The sequence below is a fragment of the Kitasatospora sp. NPDC088351 genome, from assembly GCF_040685575.1.
GTDB lineage: Bacteria > Actinomycetota > Actinomycetes > Streptomycetales > Streptomycetaceae > Kitasatospora.
Window position 1 is genome coordinate 32,941 of record NZ_JBFBIL010000009.1, and the last position, 15,895, is coordinate 48,835.

A 15,895-nucleotide genomic window follows, 5' to 3' on the forward strand; every position below is an offset into this window, starting at 1 on the left:
CTCCCCGAGGGGCGGGAGCCGTTGGCGTGCCGCACTCAGACCGAGGCAAAACAATGGACTGGACCACTCGGATCGTCAAGGGAGCGGCAGGTCGAACGATCGCCGTACGGCCGACGACAAAGGGGACAAGACGAACCGTCAGGGGAGGTACAGTTCCTCGATGTCCTGGCGGTGGAACTCCGTGATCACCGTTCGCCGCAGCTTCAGCGAGGGCGTGACCAGCCCCTGGGCCTGGCTGAACTCCCTTGGCAGCAGCCGGAACGCGCGGATCGACTCGGCCCGGGAGACCGCGGTGTTCGCCGCCGCCACCGCCCGCTGGATCTCGGCGTGCAGTTCCTCGTCGGCGAGCACCGCCCAGGTGTCCAGCTGCCCGCGCCCGTGGCTCTTCAGCCAGTGCGCGAGCGCCGTCGGGTCGAGCGTGATCAGCGCGGCCACGTACGGGCGGTCGTCGCCGACCACCAGGCACTGGGAGACCAGCGGATGCGCCTGGACCCGCTGCTCCAGGGCGGCGGGGGCGAGGTTCTTGCCGCTGCTGGTGACGATCAGGTCCTTCTTGCGGCCGGTGATGGAGAGGTAGCCGCCCTCGTCCAGGGAGCCGAGGTCGCCGGTGCCGAACCAGCCGTCGTGCAGCGATTCGGCCGTGCAGCGCGGGTGGTTGAGGTATCCGCCGAAGACGCTGCCGCCGCGCACCCACACCTCGCCGTCGTCGGCGATGGCCACCGAGGCGCCGGGCAGCGGGTGGCCGACCGTACCGAGCTTCTGCCGCCCGGCCGGGTTGGCGGTGATCGCGGCCGTGGTCTCGGTCAGGCCGTAGCCCTCGTAGATGTTGAGGCCGATGCCGGTGAAGAAGAGGCCGAGCTCCCGCCGGAGCGTCGAGCCGCCGCACACCATGGTGCGCACCCGTCCGCCGAGCACGGACCGCAGCCGCTGGTAGACGGTCCGCTCGTACGCCAGGTGCCGTAACCGCAGTTTGGGGCCCGGGCCGGGGCCGTGGCCGAACGCGCGGCGCTCCCGGGCGGCGGCCCAGTCGACGGCCACCTGCCGGGCCTGCTCGAAGAGTTCGCCCCGCCCGGCCCGCTCGGCGGAGCGCCGGGCCTGCTGGAAGATCTTGTCGAAGATGTAGGGCACGGCGTGCAGGAACGTGGGCCGGTAGGAGGCGAGGGCGGGTAACAGGACGTCGGTGGAGACCTCGGGGAGGTGGCCGAGCCGGAACCCGCCGCGCATCGCCGCGACCTGCACGGCCCGGGCGTAGACGTGTGCCAGCGGGAGGAAGAGCAGGGTGGACGGCTGGCCGCCGCCGGTGTCCTGGAAGACGTCGGCCCAGCCGCCGATCAGGCTGTCGGCCTCGGCGGTCAGGTTGGCGTGGGTGATCAGGCAGCCCTTGGGCGGGCCGGTGGTGCCGGAGGTGTAGACGATGGTGGCGATGTTCTCGGCGGCGACGCCGAGCCGTTGGCGGTGGACCAGCGAGTCGGGCACCCCGCGCCCGTCCTCGGTGATCGCGGTGACGCAGTCGCGGTCCAGCTGCCAGATGCCGGTCAGGTCCGGCAGCGCGTCACAGACCGCGCCGATCGTCATGGCGTGGTCCTCGTCCTCGACCACGCAGGCCACCGCCTGGGTCTCGGCGAGGATCCAGCGGACCTGCTCGGCCGCCGAGGTGGGGTAGATCGGGACGGGGATCGCGCCGATCGACCACAGCGCGTAGTCGAACAGCGTCCACTCGTAGCGGGTGCGGGACATCAGGGCGACCCGGTCGCCGTACCGCACGCCCCGGGTCAGCAGGCCCTTGGCGAGCGCCAGCACCTCGTCGCGGAAGGCCAGCGCGGTGACCTCGCGCCACTCCTGCGAGCCCTCGTCCTGGCGGGCCAGCTGGACCAGTTCGGGCGTGCGTTCGGCGGTGTCGTACAGCGAGTCGGCCAGTCCGCCGGCGGCCGGGGGCCGGTCCAGGGCGGGGGTGGTGAACTCGCGCACATCGCCCCCGATCCTGTTGCGGCCCTGCCTGCCGGGCCCGTGGGGCGTCCGGATCGGCGGCGCGCTGGACGGTCGGGCAGGTGCAGCGAAACTATCGGATTGCTCTGCCACTGCCCAGGGTTGTGACCGTGACGCGACGAGATCGGCACCGGCGCGTGGGGAAAGTGCCGCCGGGGGGAGCGGTCCGGGCAGGGCGCGTGATGGGTGAATCCGGGATGTCGGGGATGATTCGGACATGATCAGGGCGGGGGTGCGAAGAGTGGGCATTCGACCCTCGAACGAGTGGTCAGGGCGTAGTAGGCTCTCGCAGACCTGCGACCGGGGCCCTCCCGGCCGGGCCCGATCCGACGTCCACGACCCGCCCACGACCCGTCCGCGAACCGACCTCCAGCCGGCCTCCAGCCGACCGCGATCTCACTGCGATCTCGCCGCGATCCGACTGTGATCCGGCCGAGATCCTGACACACAGCCGACCCGCAGCCACCACCCCCAGCCGACCGTCAGCCGACCTCCGTCCGGGCTCCCGAAGCCTCGAACCGCTCCCCGTCCGCGCCTGGCACTTCCCGACCGAGGACTCCATGCGTCTGCGCAGCAGCTCGATCCGCGCGAAGATCATCGCGCTGCTCCTGGTGCCCATCGTCGCGCTCACCGCCCTGTGGGTGTACGCGACGCTCGCCACCACCGGAGACGTCTGGACCCAGCTGGAGGTCAGCAGTACGTACAAGGAGTTCGGGACGCCGGTCGACCGGTACGCCGACGACCTGCAGAACGAACGCCGCGCCGCCGTCCAGCGGCTGGCGGACCCCGGCTCGCGGGCCGCCCGGGACGCCTTCGAGCACGCCCAGGCGGTCACCGACCGTGACCTCGCCGTCCTGCGGGTCAAGAAGGACAGTGGCGCGGCCGGCCGGCTGGACGCGGCCCAGCGCGGCCGCTATGTGCAGATCCTCGCCGCCGCCGACCAACTCGCCCCGCTGCGCGGCCAGATCAACCGTACGGCGCTCAACTGGGAGTTCGCGCTCGGTCAGTACAGCGACCTGATCAAGCCCACCTTCGGCTTCCGGTCCGCCTACGTCGCCCGCCAGAGCGGCCAACTGCCCCGCCAGGGAACGATCCTGAACGAACTGGTGCGCGCCCGCGAGTACCTCGCGCAGGAGGACGCGGCGATGGAGGGGCTGCGCACCACCACCGGCCGGGTCACCGCCGAGCAGTACCAGGTGGCGCTGGACGCCCTGCACAACCAGCAGGCCCTGTTCACCGTCTACATCGCCGAGCTGGACCCGGTCGACCAGGCCGACTACATCGCGCTGCGCGGCGGCGAGGCGTGGGCCGCGCTGGCCCGTGCCGAGGCCGACTTCGTGGGCGCCGGCGGCCCGGACCGGGTGGTCCGGGCGATCGGCGGCGACTCCTGGCGGGAGACCGCCGAGCGGGCGCTGGACGACCTCGCCGCGATCAACTCCCGGCTGGCCGGCAGCCTCGGGGACCGCGAACGCTCGTACGCGATCGGGCTGCTCTGGCGCGGCGGCATCGCCGGTGCGATCGGCCTGGTCGCGGTGGTGCTCTCGATCATGATCTCGTACCGGATCGGCCGCGGCATGGTCCGCGAGCTGATCGGCCTGCGCAACGCGGCGAACGAACTGGCCGGTACCCGGCTGCCCTCGGTGATGCTGCGGCTGCGGCGTGGCGAGGCGGTGGACGTCGCGGCCGAGGCGCCGGAGCTGCAGTTCGGGCCGGCCGAGGTCGGGCAGGTCGGACGGGCGATCAACGCGGTGCAGCGGGCCGCCGTCGAGGCCGCGGTCGAGCAGGCCGAACTGCGGCGCGGCGTCGCGGCGGTCTTCGTCAACCTGGCCCGGCGCAGCCAGGTGCTGCTGCACCGCCAGCTGACCCTGCTGGACACCATGGAGCGCCGCACCGAGGACCCGGCGGAGCTGGAGGACCTGTTCAAGGTCGACCACCTCACCACCCGGATGAGGCGGCACGCCGAGGGCCTGATCATCCTGGCGGGCGGGTCGCCGGGGCGTGCCTGGCGCAAGCCGGTGCGGATGGTGGACGTGGTGCGCGCCGCCGTCGGCGAGGTGGAGGACTACGCCCGGGTGACCGTCCGGCCGTTCCCCGGCACCGGGCTGCTCGGCAGCGCGGTCGCGGACGTCACCCACCTGGTCGCCGAACTCGTCGAGAACGCGGCGGTGTTCTCCCCGCCGAGCACCCAGGTCACCGTCCAGGGCGAGGTGGTGGCGCACGGCTTCGCGCTGGAGATCGACGACCGGGGGCTCGGACTGAGCGAGCAGGCACTCGGCGAGATCAACGAACGGCTCGCGGTGGAGCAGGAGTTCGACCTCGCGGACACCGACCGGCTGGGGCTGTTCGTGGTCAGCCGGCTGGCCCGGCGGCACGGCATCCGGGTCCATCTGCGGCCCTCGCCGTACGGGGGGACCACCGCGGTGGTGCTGATCCCGCGCGAGCTGCTGGCGGAGGCGCCGGACGGACTGCCCGAACCCCCGGCCGCCGCGTCGGCCGTGTCCGCCGCGTCCGCCGTCGGCGGCAGGGCCAGGCCCGCCCAGGCCAGGCCCGCCCAGGCCAGGGCCGCCCAGGCCCGGCGGGGCCAGCGGGACCTGGTCGCCGTGCCCGCGCTGGGCGGCGAGGGCGGTGGCCTCGGCGAGGTCGGCGGATCCGGTGGCCTCGGCGATTTCGGTGATTCAGGTGATTCCGGCGATTTCGGTGCGGAGGGCGCCGATGGTGCCCGGGGCGGCGGCCGTGCGGCCGAGGCGGCGCAGGGCGGGCGGCACCGGGGGAGTGGCGGGCCGCGTCCGTCGGCGCCCGAACCGACCCGGACGCCGGGAGGTCTGCCGCGCCGGGCGCGGGTCAAGGGCGGGCCGGTGCTGGTGCCCGCGCCGAACGGTGAGACCGTGTCCGGCACCGGCCGGCACCGCCGGACGGGTGTGCCGCAGGCGGGCTCCGGTCCTGCTGACGTCGGTCCTGCCGACGCCGGCCCGGTGGACCCCGGTGTCGTGGGCTCCCGACCAGCGGACTCCGGCCCCGCCGACCGGCGGCCCGCCGACGGTGCCCTGCCGCGCCGCATCCGGCAGGCCAACCTCGCCCCGCAGCTCAAGGAACGTGCCGGACAGGAGGCCGAGCGGGCCGCGGCCGGTGCCGAATCCGCCCGCGAGCGCTCGCCGGAAGAGGCGCGGGCGACCTTCGCCTCCTTCCAGCGCGGTTTCACCCGAGGCCGCGGTACGGGCACCCCGCCTGCCTCGGGCACGCCGGCCGCATCGTCCCGATCGTCCGTCCGGCCCGCCGCCGTACCCACCTGGAGCCCGCCCGACCCGGCCCGCCGGGCGATCTCCCCGGCGCCCGCGCCGGCCGCTCTGCCCGCGCCGTCCGGCGGCGCGTCGGCCCCCCTGGCGCGCCGCGTACCACCCGCACCGCCGGCACGATTCGCACCACCTGTACTACCCGCACCACCCGCACCACCCGCTCCAGCGGAAGGAACAGATTCATGACCACTTCGACGCAGCCGTCCGGGGACCTCAACTGGCTTCTGGACGACCTGGTGGGGCGCGTCGCGGCCCTGCGGCACGCGGTGATCCTGTCCAGCGACGGACTGGCCACCGGGGCGTCCCGCGACCTCGACCGCGAGGACGCCGAGCACCTGGCCGCCGTCGCGGCCGGCTTCCACAGCCTGGCCAAGGGCGCCGGCGGGCACTTCAAGGTCGGCGGCGTCCGGCAGACCATGGTCGAGCTGGACGAGGCGTTCCTCTTCATCACCGCCGCCGGCGACGGCAGCTGCCTGGCCGTGCTCAGCGAGGCCGAGGCGGACATCGGCCAGATCGCCTACGAGATGGCCCTGCTGGTCAAGCGGGTCGGTGAGCACCTGGCCGCCGAGCCGCGCACCGAGACCGCCCCGCCGGGGAGATGAGCGGTCCGATGGCGGAGGACGAGCCGAGGCGGGAGCGGGACGACCCGGGCGGGGACGAGCCCGAGGTCGACCTGTTCCGGCCGCGCACCCCGGTCGACGAGCGCTGGTTCGACGACGACGCCGGCCCGGTGGTGCGCCTGTACTCGATGACCCGGGGCCGTACCCGACCGGTCGAGGACGGCCTGTTCGACCTGATCTCGCTGATCACCGCCGTCGAGCCCGGACCCGGTTCGGGGGCCGTGCCCGCGCACGTGCTCGACCCGGAGCACCAGACCATCCTGGCCTGGTGCCGCCGGGAGCCGCTGTCCGTCGCCGAGCTGGGCTCCTACACCGACCTGCCGGTCAGTGTGGTCCGGGTGCTGCTCGGCGACCTCTACGACGCCGAGCTGATCAGCGTCACCCGACCCGTTCCGCTCGCCGAGCTGCCGGACGAGCGCCTGCTGCGAGACGTGATCAATGGACTCCGTGCGCTCTGACGCCGCTGCTTCCGCCGCCTTTTCCGGTCCCGGTCCCGGTGCCGCCGGTAGTACCGGTGCCGCCGTTCCCGCCGGCCCGGGGGCCAACGATCCGCGCTGGCGCGGCGGACCGGCCGTCGCCGTGAAGATCCTCGTCGCGGGCGGGTTCGGCGCGGGCAAGACGACGCTGGTCGGCTCGGTCAGCGAGATCCGCCCGCTGCGCACCGAGGAGGAGCTCAGCGAGCTGGGCCGCCCGGTGGACGACACCGCGGGTGTCGAGGCCAAGCGGACCACCACGGTGGCGATGGACTTCGGCCGGATCGACCTGCGGCCCGGGCTCGCTCTCTACCTGTTCGGCACCCCCGGCCAGGACCGGTTCTGGTTCGTCTGGGACGAGCTGGCGCGCGGCTCGCTCGGCGCGGTGGTGCTGGCCGACACCCGGCGGCTGGCGGACTGCTTCCCGTCGGTGGACTTCTTCGAGCAGCGCGGCATCCCCTTCGTGGTCGCGGTGAACTGCTTCGACGGTACCGAGGTGTTCTCCCCCGAGGAGGTCCGCGACGCGCTCGACCTCGACGCGGACATCCCGGTGCTGCTCTGCGACGCCCGGCGCCGCGAGGACGGCAAGGAGCTGCTGGTCACGCTGGTCGAGCACGCCGCCGTACGCCGCCGAGGGGCGTCGGCGGGAGCCTGAGCCGACCGCGCCGTCTCATTCGGCCGTCCGAATCCCGGACGTCCGGCGCATGGAAGGTTGCCTTGACCGGCGCGGCGTGGAAGGCTCAGTGGGCGAAAGCCGTCCGGCCCTGCCGCCGGGACGTACCGAGACCGTGGGGGAGGGCAGCACCGTGACCGTCGACCACCGGCGTGCCGTCACCGTGCCCACCCCCGTCACGCCGACGCTGACGATCCGCCGGTACATCGACCACGCGCTCATCTGCAGCGCCTGCTGTCGGTGACCGGTCAGCCCGCCCTCGGTCCGTCGACAGCCCGCCGGGTCGACCGGGCCATCCCTTCCCGACGTTCCTGACGTTCCGTCAACTCGTCGACCCGGCCGTACCGGACACCCCGTCCGGAGCGCCGCACCTGCCCCGGCCCGCTTCGCGGAGAGCACCAGTGAACCTCGCCTGCCCCAGCTCCAGCCCTGCCGCCGCTACCGTCCGCGTGACGGGGGCGACACTCCCGGTGCGCTGCAACGGTCCGTTCACATGGTTGAATACGTGCATGAACAACGTCGTGGACAGCAGCCGAGGTCACTCCGACCTCGAGCCGTTCTGGCCGTCCCGGCAGCCGCACCTGTTCGACCAGACGTGTCCGGGTTCGCCCAGCGCGTCCCGGCTCTCCGCCCGCTGACCTCAAATCAGCCCCCGGCAGTTCGCCCGGTCGACGCGCAGACGACTCCACCCCGTCCGTCACGCGCGAAATGAGCGGCACCATGTCTTCTTCCTCCACGGCCACCCTTCCCCTGCCCGCCGCGACCCCGCACCTGCGCGCGGTCCGCTCCCTCCCCCCGACCGCCGAACGATGGCACGGCGGGTCCGCCCCGCAGCGCCCGGCGGCCGTTCCCCAGCACCCCGGCGCCTCCGCGCACCCCGGTGCCTCGCAGCACCCGTCCGCCGTCCAGGCCCCGCAGACCGCCCCGGCTCCGCAGGCGCCGCAGGCCCTGCTCGCCGCGCTGCCGGAGGGGGCCACCGTCGTCGCCGCGCTCCCGCAGGGCGCGTTGCCGCAGGCTCTGCTCGCCCAGTACGGCGCGCAGTTCGGCACGCAGTTCGGCGGCGCGACCGGGCACCCGATGGTCGGGTACCTGGTGCTCGTGCCCGCGGAGAACCCGCTTGTGGTGGCCCCGGTCACGGCTCCCGCCGTCGTCCAGACTCCGCCCGTCGGGCCGACCGGAGCCGCGGCGGCCGCCGCCGTCTCCGGACCCGCCGCGGTCCGGCCGGTCCGGCCCGCCGGCCGGGGCATCGCCGTCGACGTGGAGCGCCGCAACGCCTATGTCGACGGACGGCTGCTCGATCTCACCTACCTCGAGTTCGAGCTGCTGGCCCACCTGACCGAGCACCCGCAGCGGGTGCACACCCGCGATCACCTGGTCTCCGCCGTCTGGGGCTACGGCCACGTCGGCGACGGCCGCACGGTGGACGTGCACGTGGCCCGGCTGCGCCGCAAGCTCGGATCAGCCTACCGGGACAGCATCGTGACGGTCCGTCGGGTCGGCTACAAGTACACCCCGGTGGCGTGAACCGCCGCTGAACCAGGCCGGGCGGGCCGCTCGTCCATCGCGGACGTCAGGCCCGCCCGGCCCCGTTGACGATACGTCAGGGAAATTCGCTCGACGGGCGGCCGGTCACGCCCGCTGGTCGGGCGGCAGCAACAGGACGGCCAGTGCGCTCGCGCAGGTCCGCGCGTGCCCGAGGAACCAGTCCAGTCGGTCGTCCGTCAGGTGGGCCGGTGTCGAGCGCACGGCCAGGGCGAACCGGGCCTGCCCGGAGCGGTCCAGGACCGGGACGGCCGCGGTGCGTACCCCGGCGGCCGACTCGCCGTCGTTGAGTGCGAAGCCGGCTATTCGGACCTTCGCCAACTCCTCGGCCAGCCGCTCCGGTTCGGTGATGGTCCGGTCGGTGAACGGGTGCAGCGGGCCGAGCGCCGCCGCGCCCGCGTCCCCCGGGCGCGGCCAGGCGAGCAGCACCTTTCCGAGCGCGGTGGAGTGCAGCGGCCGGCGCAGCCCGAGCCCGGTGTCCGGGCGGACCGAGGCGCCGACCAGGATCACCGCGTGCGACCCGCTGCGGATCGCCAGGTCCGCGGTGGCGCCGGTGCGCTTGGCGAGCAGGTCCAGTTCCGGCGCGGCCAGGTGCAGTCCCCGCTGGTGGAAGCTGAGTTGGCCGAGTTCGGCGACGGCCGGGCCGAGCCGGTACCGGGCGGTCTGCTCGTCCTGTTCCAGGAAGCCGGCGCTGACCAGCGTCCGGGCCAGCCGGTGCGCGGTGGAGACCGACAGGCCCATCCGGCGGGCCAGGTCCGAGGCGCTCAGGTCGGGGCCGTTGTCGTGGAAACAGTGCAGCAGCCCGAGGGCCCGCTGGACGGCCTGCGCACCGGCCGGCGGGCTCTGGACGGCGGTGGCGGCCTCGGCCATGGCACCTCGCGTTCTGTCCGACGCTCCGGCTGGTTCACCGAAGTCACTTCCAGACTATGGCAGCCAGTGCTTCGGGATTGTGTCGGCGGCGTTGCAATGGAATGGCGTTCATGAACAAGTGATCCCACCATGTGGCAAAGGCTTGCTTCGTGCTCCCTTGCCGTGGAACGCTCGGCACATCGCCACCGAGCAGGACCGAGCAAGGCCGAGTGGTGTCGAGCAACACCGAACAGCACCAAGCAGTACCGGGCAGTACCGAACAGCACCAAGCATTACCGAGCAGGACCACAGGAACCACCGAACCCGCAGGAAGGAGCAGCGCCGTGACGACCCACCGGTGCCCCGCCCCCTGCGCCTGTTGTCGCTGACGCCTCCCCCGCGCCTCCCGCACTCCCTGAAGCTCCACGCCCTGTGCCGCGCCCAGCCGCGCCCGCGCACTCCCCGTTGCAGAGGAACCCCACCACCGTGCCCAGTCACGCCCCCAGCGCCCAGGCGACCTCCGAAGCCGCCCCGGACACCCTCTGGTTCACTCGCTGCCCCGTCCCCACCGCCACCGGCATCGCCGCCGACCAGGGGTGGCTCGCCAAGGAGTTCGCCGCCGACGGCATCACCGTCCGCTCGCTCCAGGACGCGCCGCCGGAGGTGGCCGCCGACCACCACTACACCCACGCCCTCACCGGCCTGTTCCGCGAGGGCGGCAACGTCCCGGCGCTCTGGGCCCGTTCGCGCGGTGAGCAGACCCGGCTGATCGGCCTCACCTGGATCGAGGAACGCCAGGTCGTCCTGGTCCGGGCCGGCAGCGGCATCACCACCCCCGGGCAGTTGCGCGGTCTGCGTCTGGCCGTCCCACGTCATGGGATCGGTATCGACTTCTGGCGGGCGATGGCCCTGGCCGGGCTGCACGGCGCCCTCTCGCTCGCCGGACTCACCCTGGACGAAGCCGAGTTGGTCGATGTGCCGGCCGCCCCCGGAGGTGGCCAGTGGGCCGCCGAACTCGCCGCGCTGCGTGACGGTGTGGTGGACGCGGTCTACGTCAAGGGTGCGCTCGCCGTCGAGGCCGCCCGCCGGTTCGGCGCCGAGGTCGCCGTCGAGCTGGACACCGCGCCGGACCGCCGCACCCGGGTGAACAACGGCACGCCCCGCCCGGTGACCGTCCACCAGCGTCTGCTGGACGACCACCCCGACCTGGTGGCCCGGTTCCTCGCCGTCCTGCTGGACGCCGCCGACTGGGCCGTCGACAACCCCGCCGAGGTGGTCCGGATCCTCCAGGCCGAGACCGGCGCCGGAGCCGAGGGCGTCACCGGGGCGTACGTGGCGGGCAGCCACCGCGCCCTGCATCTCGACCTCTCCGAGGAGCGCCTCGGTCTGCTGGAGCAGCAGGAGCGCTTCCTGCGCGGCCAGGGCTTCCTCGACGCGGCCGTCGACATCCGTGCCTGGACCGACCCCGAGCCGCTGCGTGCGGCCCGCGAGCTGCTCGACCGTCGTCGCGCGGCTGTGCGCGACTGACGGGCGGCAGGGAACAGAAAACAGAAAACAGGAAACAGATGACGGATAACAGATTTCGTTTTCTGTTACCCGTCACCTGTCGCCCGCCCGCCCGCCCGCCCGCTCGCCGCCCGCCCACCCCTCCGCCACCGCCCGTCATCAGCAGCCCCCGACCAGCTGCCGATCCATCAGGAGTTGACCCGTGAAGACCCCCCGCCTCGCCCTCGCTGCCACCGCGCTGCTCGCCACCACCGCCCTGGCCGCCTGCGGCTCGTCCGCCGACGGGGCCAAGGCCTCCGCCGACGGCGGGGGCAAGGCCGAGGTGGTCCTGCGACTGCCCGACCCGGGCAACAACGGCTTCCTCGCCCTCGGCAAGAAGGACGGCTCGCTGGACCGGGCCCTGGCCGCCGTCCACGCCAAGGTCTCCTGGACCGGCAGCGCCGGCCCGTTCGCCCCCGCCGCCCAGGCGCTCTCCGCCGACCAGCTGGACGTCGCGCTGGGCTCGATCACCTCGGCCGTCGCCGCGCTCGCCCAGAAGCCCGGCTTCAAGCTGTTCGCCCAGACCGCCCCCGACGGCGTCGGCGAGGGGATCCTGGTGAAGAACGACTCGCCCATCAAGTCCGTCCAGGACCTGGTCGGCCGGAAGGTCGCCGTCTCCCAGGGCGGCACCAGCGAGTACCTGCTGCTCAAGGCGCTGGAGAAAAACAACATCCCGGCCGACAAGGTCGAGCGCGTCTACCTGCGCGCCGACCAGACCTCGGGCGTCTTCAACTCCGGCCAGGTGGACGCCTGGGCCACCTGGAACACCTTCTCCACCCCGTCGATCGCCAACTCCGGCGCGCACTTCCTGGTCAACGGCAAGGAGGTGGGCTCCGACAACTACGCGGTCTGGGCGGTGCGCAACGGCTTCGCCGAGAAGCACCCCGACGTGGTCAAGGCCTTCTACACCTACCTGCACGAGAACGGCCTCAAGGAGAAGGCCGACCCGGCCGCCTACCTCAACGTCTTCACCGACTCCGGACCGACCGCCGTCACCCCGGCCGAGAAGGACATCGCGGTCAACATCGGCAAGCAGGGCGCGACCGCCGACGTGATCGCCGACGCCGACATCGCCCGCTTCGGCACCGTCGCCCAGTTCTTCGCCGACCAGAAGGTCACCAAGCAGCCGGTCGACGTCAAGCCGTACCTGATCGACATCAGCAAGATCGCGGACGGTGCCAAGTGAGCCCTGCCCCCTCGACAGCGGCAACACCAGCGGCAACACCGGCCGCAACGACACCGGCAGAGGCGGCACCGGTGGCCGCCGGTGGCCACACCCCCGCCGACACCGCGGCCGCCCTCGAAGCCGGCCTGGTCGTCCCCCGGACCAGGCTGCCCGCGCCCCGCCCGCGCGCCCTCGCCGTGATCCTGCGCACCATCGGCCCGCTCGCCCTGCTCGGCGGCTGGGCCCTGGCCTCCGCCACCGGCGTGCTCACCCAGGACGTGCTCGCCTCGCCCGCCCAGGTCGCCGAGGCGGTCGGCGAGCTCTGGGGCAACGGCCAGCTCACCGACGCCCTCGCGGTCTCGCTCACCCGGGCCGGCCTGGGCCTGGTCTTCGGAGCCGCCACCGGTCTGGTGCTGGGCGTGGTCACCGGGTTCTTCCGGCTCGGCGACGAACTGCTGGACTCCGCCGTCCAGGTCCTGCGGACCGTGCCCTTCCTCGCCCTGGTGCCGCTCTTCATGGTCTGGTTCGGCATCACCGAGACGGCGAAGATCGCCCTGATCGGTGTCGCCACCAGCTTCCCGATGTACGTCTCCACCTCCGGCGGCGTCCGCAACACCGACCGCAAGCTGATCGAGGCGATGCGCAGCTTCGGCCTCGGCCGCTGGGCGATCGTCCGTACGGTCGTGCTGCCCGGCGCGCTGCCCTCGCTGCTCTCCGGCCTGCGGCTGTCCATGACGCTCAGTGTGATCGCGCTGATCGCCGCCGAGGAGATCAACTCCACCGAGGGCATCGGCTATCTGATGGCCCAGGCGCAGAACTACTCCCGCACCGACATCCTCGCCGTCTGCATCCTGATCTACGGACTCCTCGGCCTCACCGCCGACGGCATCGTCCGTGTGCTGGAACGGTTCCTGATGCCCTGGCGCAAGGCCACCCAAGGAGCAGGCCGATGACCACCGTCGCGTCCCCCGCCGTGCACATCCGCGGTCTGCGCCGGGTGTTCGGTACCCGGGCCGTCCTCGACGGCGTCGATCTGTCCATCGCGCGCGGGGAGTTCGTCGCGCTGCTCGGTGCCAGCGGTACCGGCAAGACCACCCTGCTGCGGATCCTGGGAGCCCTGGACAAGGCCGACGGCGGCACCGTCCTCGTTCCGCCGGTGCGCACCGTGGTCTTCCAGGAGCCCAGGCTCGTGCCCTCCAAGCGGGTGCTCGCCAATGTCACCGTCGGCCTGCCACGTGGCGCGGCCACCCGGGAGACCGGCCTCACCGCGCTGGCCGAGGTCGGCCTGGAGAAGCACGCCGACGCCTGGCCCGCCACCCTCTCCGGTGGCGAGGCGCAGCGGGCGGCGCTGGCCCGGGCGCTCGTCCGCGAGCCCCAACTGCTCTTGCTGGACGAGCCGTTCGCCGCCCTGGACGCGCTCACCCGGCTGCGGATGCAGGACCTCGTCGGCGACCTGGTCCGCCGCCACCGCCCGGCCGTCCTGCTGGTCACCCACGATGTGGAGGAGGCCGTCCGGCTGGCCGACCGGGTCGCCGTCCTGCGCGACGGCAACCTCGTCCGCGATGAGCGGGTCACCGTCGACCGTCCCCGCGACCCGGCCGACCCGGCCTTCGCCGAGCTGCGCCGACAACTGCTCGCGGACCTCGGCGTCCACTGATCCGACCCGCCCCGAACCACCCTGACCCTTCCGGCAATCCCGCCCAGCAACCCCGCTCAGCACCAATGGAGTTGATCCCCATGGCCATCACCCTCGGCGTCCACGCCAGCAACCCCTCGCTCTACTACCTCTCCCGCCTGGACTACCTGAACGAGGAACTGGCCCCGCTCGGCGAGACCGGCGTGTTCCACCGCTACGCGGACGGCACCCGCACCGGCGAACTGCTCGCCGACGGCACCATCGACTTCGGCGGCACCGGCTCCACTCCGCCGGTCACCGCCCAGGCCGCCGGGTACGACCTGGTGTACGCGGCGGTCTCCGCGCCCCGCCCCGACCACGGCGCGCTGCTGGTGCGTGCCGACGGTCCGGTGCGGGCCGTCGCCGACCTCAGGGGCGGCACCGTCGTCCTCGGCATCGGTTCCTGGCAGACCCACCTGCTCGCCAAGGCGCTGCACGCCGAGGGCCTCTCCTACGCCGACGACATCACCCCGGTCCGCCCGGCCGCCGGGGAGGACCCGGCGCAGCGGCTGCGTGACGGCGAGATCGCCGGCTGGATCGCCCAGGGCGCCGAACTGGCCGCCGCCCGCCGGACCGGGGAGTTCCGCGAGCTGATCCGCACCGGGGACTTCATCACCGACCGCTCGGTCTTCTTCACCCGCCGGGACTTCGCCACCGACCGCCCCGAGGTGGTGGCCGCGATCGGCGCCGCGCTGCGCCGGGCCGACGCCTGGGTGGCCGCCAACCTGGCCGAGGCCGCCGCGATCGCCGCCGACGACCTCGGTGGCACCGCCGAGGACTGGCAGAGTGCGCTGGCCGTCCTGCCGTGGCGGCTGGAGCCCGCCACGACCGCCTTCGTGGCCGAGCAGCAGGAGGCCGCGGACATCTTCCACGGGGTCGGCTTCATCGGCCGCGCGCTGACCGTCGCCGACGCCCATCTGCCCGCGCTGGAGGCCCCGGTGGCCGCCGCACTGGCCAAGGCGGTCTGAGTCGTGGCCTCCGAATTCCTCTGGTACATCATCCCGCGCGAGGGCCACTACCCGTGGGAGCCGGCCGGGCGCCGCCCGACGGACCTCCGCTACCTCCAGCAACTCGCGGGCAGTGTGGAGCGGTTGGGCTACACGGGCGCCCTGCTCGCCACCGACCTCTACGACGTGTGGGACCTCGGCAACGCGCTGGCCGCCGCCACCACCCCGGCGTTCAAGCCGTTGCTGGCGATCCACCCCGGGCTGGTCTCGCCCACCCTGCTGGCCAAGATGGCGCTCAGCTTCGACCATCTGCACGGCAGCCGGCTGCGGTTCAACGTGGTCAACGGCTCCACCGCGCAGCTGCGCGAGTACGGCCTGGACGTCGAGCACGACGACCGCTACCGGCTCAGCGCCGAGTACTGGTCGATCGTCAAGCGCCTCACCTCGGGCGAAGTCTTCGACCACAAGGGCGAGTTCTACAACCTGAAGAACGCCGGCGCGAGCCTGCGCGAGCTCACCCCGGTCCAGCCGGGCGGCATCCCGCTCTGGTTCGGCGGCAGTTCGGCGGCCGGCATCGAGATGGCCGCCGAGCACGTGGACGTCTACCTCACCTGGGGCGAGCCGCCGCACCTGCTCAAGGAGAAGCTGGACCTGGTCCGCGAACGCGCCGCCGCGTACGGGCGCACCCTGCGGATCGGGCTGCGGCTGCACCTGATCGTCCGCGACACCGAGGACGAGGCCTGGGCCGCCGCGGACCGGCTGCTCGACGTCACCAGCGAGGCCACCTACGCGCGCCAGCTCGGCGGTGCCAAGGGGGAGGACGGGGTCGGCTGGCAGCGCCAGTTCCGCCAGCACGGCGGCAAGGTCCCGGCCCGCGCCCGGGAGCTGGAGAGCTACCCGAACCTCTGGCCGGGGATGAGCCTGTTCCGCCCCGGTCCCGGTACGGCGGTGGTCGGCTCGACGGCCCAGGTGATCGAACGCCTCCAGGAGTTCGAGTCGCTGGGCGTGGACACCTTCATACTCTCCGGCAACCCGCTGCTCGAAGAGGCCCACCGGGTGGCCGAGACGGTGCTACCGGCGCTGGGCGTCACCCGCCGGTAGCGCACCGGTCAGCAGGGTGAACGGCG

The 15,895-nt window shown here is 73.2% G+C and carries 14 protein-coding genes; 12 read left to right on the forward strand and 2 right to left on the reverse strand.

Annotated elements, in window-relative coordinates; translation table 11 throughout:
- Nucleotides 1-138: 138 nt before the first annotated feature.
- Complete coding sequence (locus AB0P06_RS09605; RefSeq protein ID WP_363606388.1) at nt 139-1,968, reverse strand: AMP-dependent synthetase/ligase; 1,830 nt, start codon at nt 1,966-1,968, stop codon at nt 139-141.
- Between the two features lie 578 nt (nt 1,969-2,546).
- On the opposite strand from AB0P06_RS09605, the gene AB0P06_RS09610 reads away from it, so the two are divergent.
- The 6 genes from AB0P06_RS09610 (at nt 2,547) to AB0P06_RS09635 (ending at nt 8,569) form a co-directional block, all read left to right on the forward strand.
- Nucleotides 2,547-5,465 (forward strand): nitrate- and nitrite sensing domain-containing protein, encoded by a 2,919-nt coding sequence (locus AB0P06_RS09610; RefSeq protein WP_363606389.1) that lies wholly within the window; start codon nt 2,547-2,549, stop codon nt 5,463-5,465.
- Nucleotides 5,462-5,881, forward strand: a complete 420-nt coding sequence (locus AB0P06_RS09615) for a roadblock/LC7 domain-containing protein (protein ID WP_363606390.1) — start codon at nt 5,462-5,464, stop codon at nt 5,879-5,881. The genes AB0P06_RS09610 and AB0P06_RS09615 overlap by 4 nt, the downstream gene beginning before the upstream one ends.
- Before the next feature lie 8 nt (nt 5,882-5,889).
- Nucleotides 5,890-6,357: a DUF742 domain-containing protein gene (locus tag AB0P06_RS09620; RefSeq protein ID WP_363606391.1), complete on the forward strand. Its 468-nt coding sequence runs from the start codon at nt 5,890-5,892 to the stop codon at nt 6,355-6,357.
- Between the two features lie 121 nt (nt 6,358-6,478).
- Entirely contained in the window at nt 6,479-7,027 is a 549-nt protein-coding gene (locus AB0P06_RS09625; protein ID WP_363606392.1) for an ATP/GTP-binding protein, read from the forward strand.
- Nucleotides 7,028-7,554: 527 nt separating this feature from the next.
- Nucleotides 7,555-7,683, forward strand: a complete 129-nt coding sequence (locus tag AB0P06_RS09630) for a hypothetical protein (RefSeq protein ID WP_363606393.1) — start codon at nt 7,555-7,557, stop codon at nt 7,681-7,683.
- 82 nt (nt 7,684-7,765) lie between these two features.
- Nucleotides 7,766-8,569, forward strand: coding sequence for a winged helix-turn-helix domain-containing protein (locus AB0P06_RS09635; protein WP_363606394.1), 804 nt, complete (start codon nt 7,766-7,768; stop codon nt 8,567-8,569).
- A gap of 105 nt (nt 8,570-8,674) precedes the next feature.
- On the opposite strand, the gene AB0P06_RS09640 is transcribed toward AB0P06_RS09635, so the two are convergent.
- A complete protein-coding gene (locus AB0P06_RS09640; protein ID WP_363606395.1) occupies nt 8,675-9,457 on the reverse strand; it encodes an IclR family transcriptional regulator in 783 nt (260 codons plus the stop codon).
- A 465-nt stretch (nt 9,458-9,922) separates the two neighbouring features.
- Between AB0P06_RS09640 and AB0P06_RS09645 the strand changes: the two genes are divergently transcribed.
- The 6 genes from AB0P06_RS09645 (at nt 9,923) to AB0P06_RS09670 (ending at nt 15,869) form a co-directional block, all read left to right on the forward strand.
- Nucleotides 9,923-10,963: an ABC transporter substrate-binding protein gene (locus AB0P06_RS09645; RefSeq protein WP_363606397.1), complete on the forward strand. Its 1,041-nt coding sequence runs from the start codon at nt 9,923-9,925 to the stop codon at nt 10,961-10,963.
- A gap of 181 nt (nt 10,964-11,144) precedes the next feature.
- The gene (locus AB0P06_RS09650) at nt 11,145-12,167 is read left to right on the forward strand and encodes an NrtA/SsuA/CpmA family ABC transporter substrate-binding protein (protein WP_363606399.1); all 1,023 of its coding nucleotides are present in this window, start codon (nt 11,145-11,147) and stop codon (nt 12,165-12,167) included.
- 71 nt (nt 12,168-12,238) lie between these two features.
- Nucleotides 12,239-13,099, forward strand: a complete 861-nt coding sequence (locus tag AB0P06_RS09655) for an ABC transporter permease (RefSeq protein WP_363606401.1) — start codon at nt 12,239-12,241, stop codon at nt 13,097-13,099.
- Nucleotides 13,096-13,803, forward strand: a complete 708-nt coding sequence (locus AB0P06_RS09660; RefSeq protein ID WP_363606403.1) for an ABC transporter ATP-binding protein — start codon at nt 13,096-13,098, stop codon at nt 13,801-13,803. Before AB0P06_RS09655 ends, AB0P06_RS09660 begins: the two co-directional genes overlap by 4 nt.
- A gap of 80 nt (nt 13,804-13,883) precedes the next feature.
- Nucleotides 13,884-14,789, forward strand: a complete 906-nt coding sequence (locus tag AB0P06_RS09665; RefSeq protein ID WP_363606405.1) for an ABC transporter substrate-binding protein — start codon at nt 13,884-13,886, stop codon at nt 14,787-14,789.
- Nucleotides 14,790-14,792: 3 nt separating this feature from the next.
- Nucleotides 14,793-15,869, forward strand: coding sequence for an LLM class flavin-dependent oxidoreductase (locus AB0P06_RS09670; protein WP_363606406.1), 1,077 nt, complete (start codon nt 14,793-14,795; stop codon nt 15,867-15,869).
- The last annotated feature ends 26 nt before the right edge of the window (nt 15,870-15,895 follow it).

What these genes read in the sequence shown, in the direction of transcription:
- AB0P06_RS09665 (WP_363606405.1), top strand. Translation starts at nt 13,884, where the DNA reads ATGGCCATCACCCTCGGCGTCCACGCCAGCAACCCCTCGCTCTACTAC.
- AB0P06_RS09610 (WP_363606389.1), top strand. Translation starts at nt 2,547, where the DNA reads ATGCGTCTGCGCAGCAGCTCGATCCGCGCGAAGATCATCGCGCTGCTC.
- AB0P06_RS09640 (WP_363606395.1), bottom strand. Translation starts at nt 9,457, where the DNA reads ATGGCCGAGGCCGCCACCGCCGTCCAGAGCCCGCCGGCCGGTGCGCAG.
- AB0P06_RS09615 (WP_363606390.1), top strand. Translation starts at nt 5,462, where the DNA reads ATGACCACTTCGACGCAGCCGTCCGGGGACCTCAACTGGCTTCTGGAC.
- AB0P06_RS09660 (WP_363606403.1), top strand. Translation starts at nt 13,096, where the DNA reads ATGACCACCGTCGCGTCCCCCGCCGTGCACATCCGCGGTCTGCGCCGG.
- AB0P06_RS09620 (WP_363606391.1), top strand. Translation starts at nt 5,890, where the DNA reads ATGGCGGAGGACGAGCCGAGGCGGGAGCGGGACGACCCGGGCGGGGAC.
- AB0P06_RS09635 (WP_363606394.1), top strand. Translation starts at nt 7,766, where the DNA reads ATGTCTTCTTCCTCCACGGCCACCCTTCCCCTGCCCGCCGCGACCCCG.
- AB0P06_RS09630 (WP_363606393.1), top strand. Translation starts at nt 7,555, where the DNA reads ATGAACAACGTCGTGGACAGCAGCCGAGGTCACTCCGACCTCGAGCCG.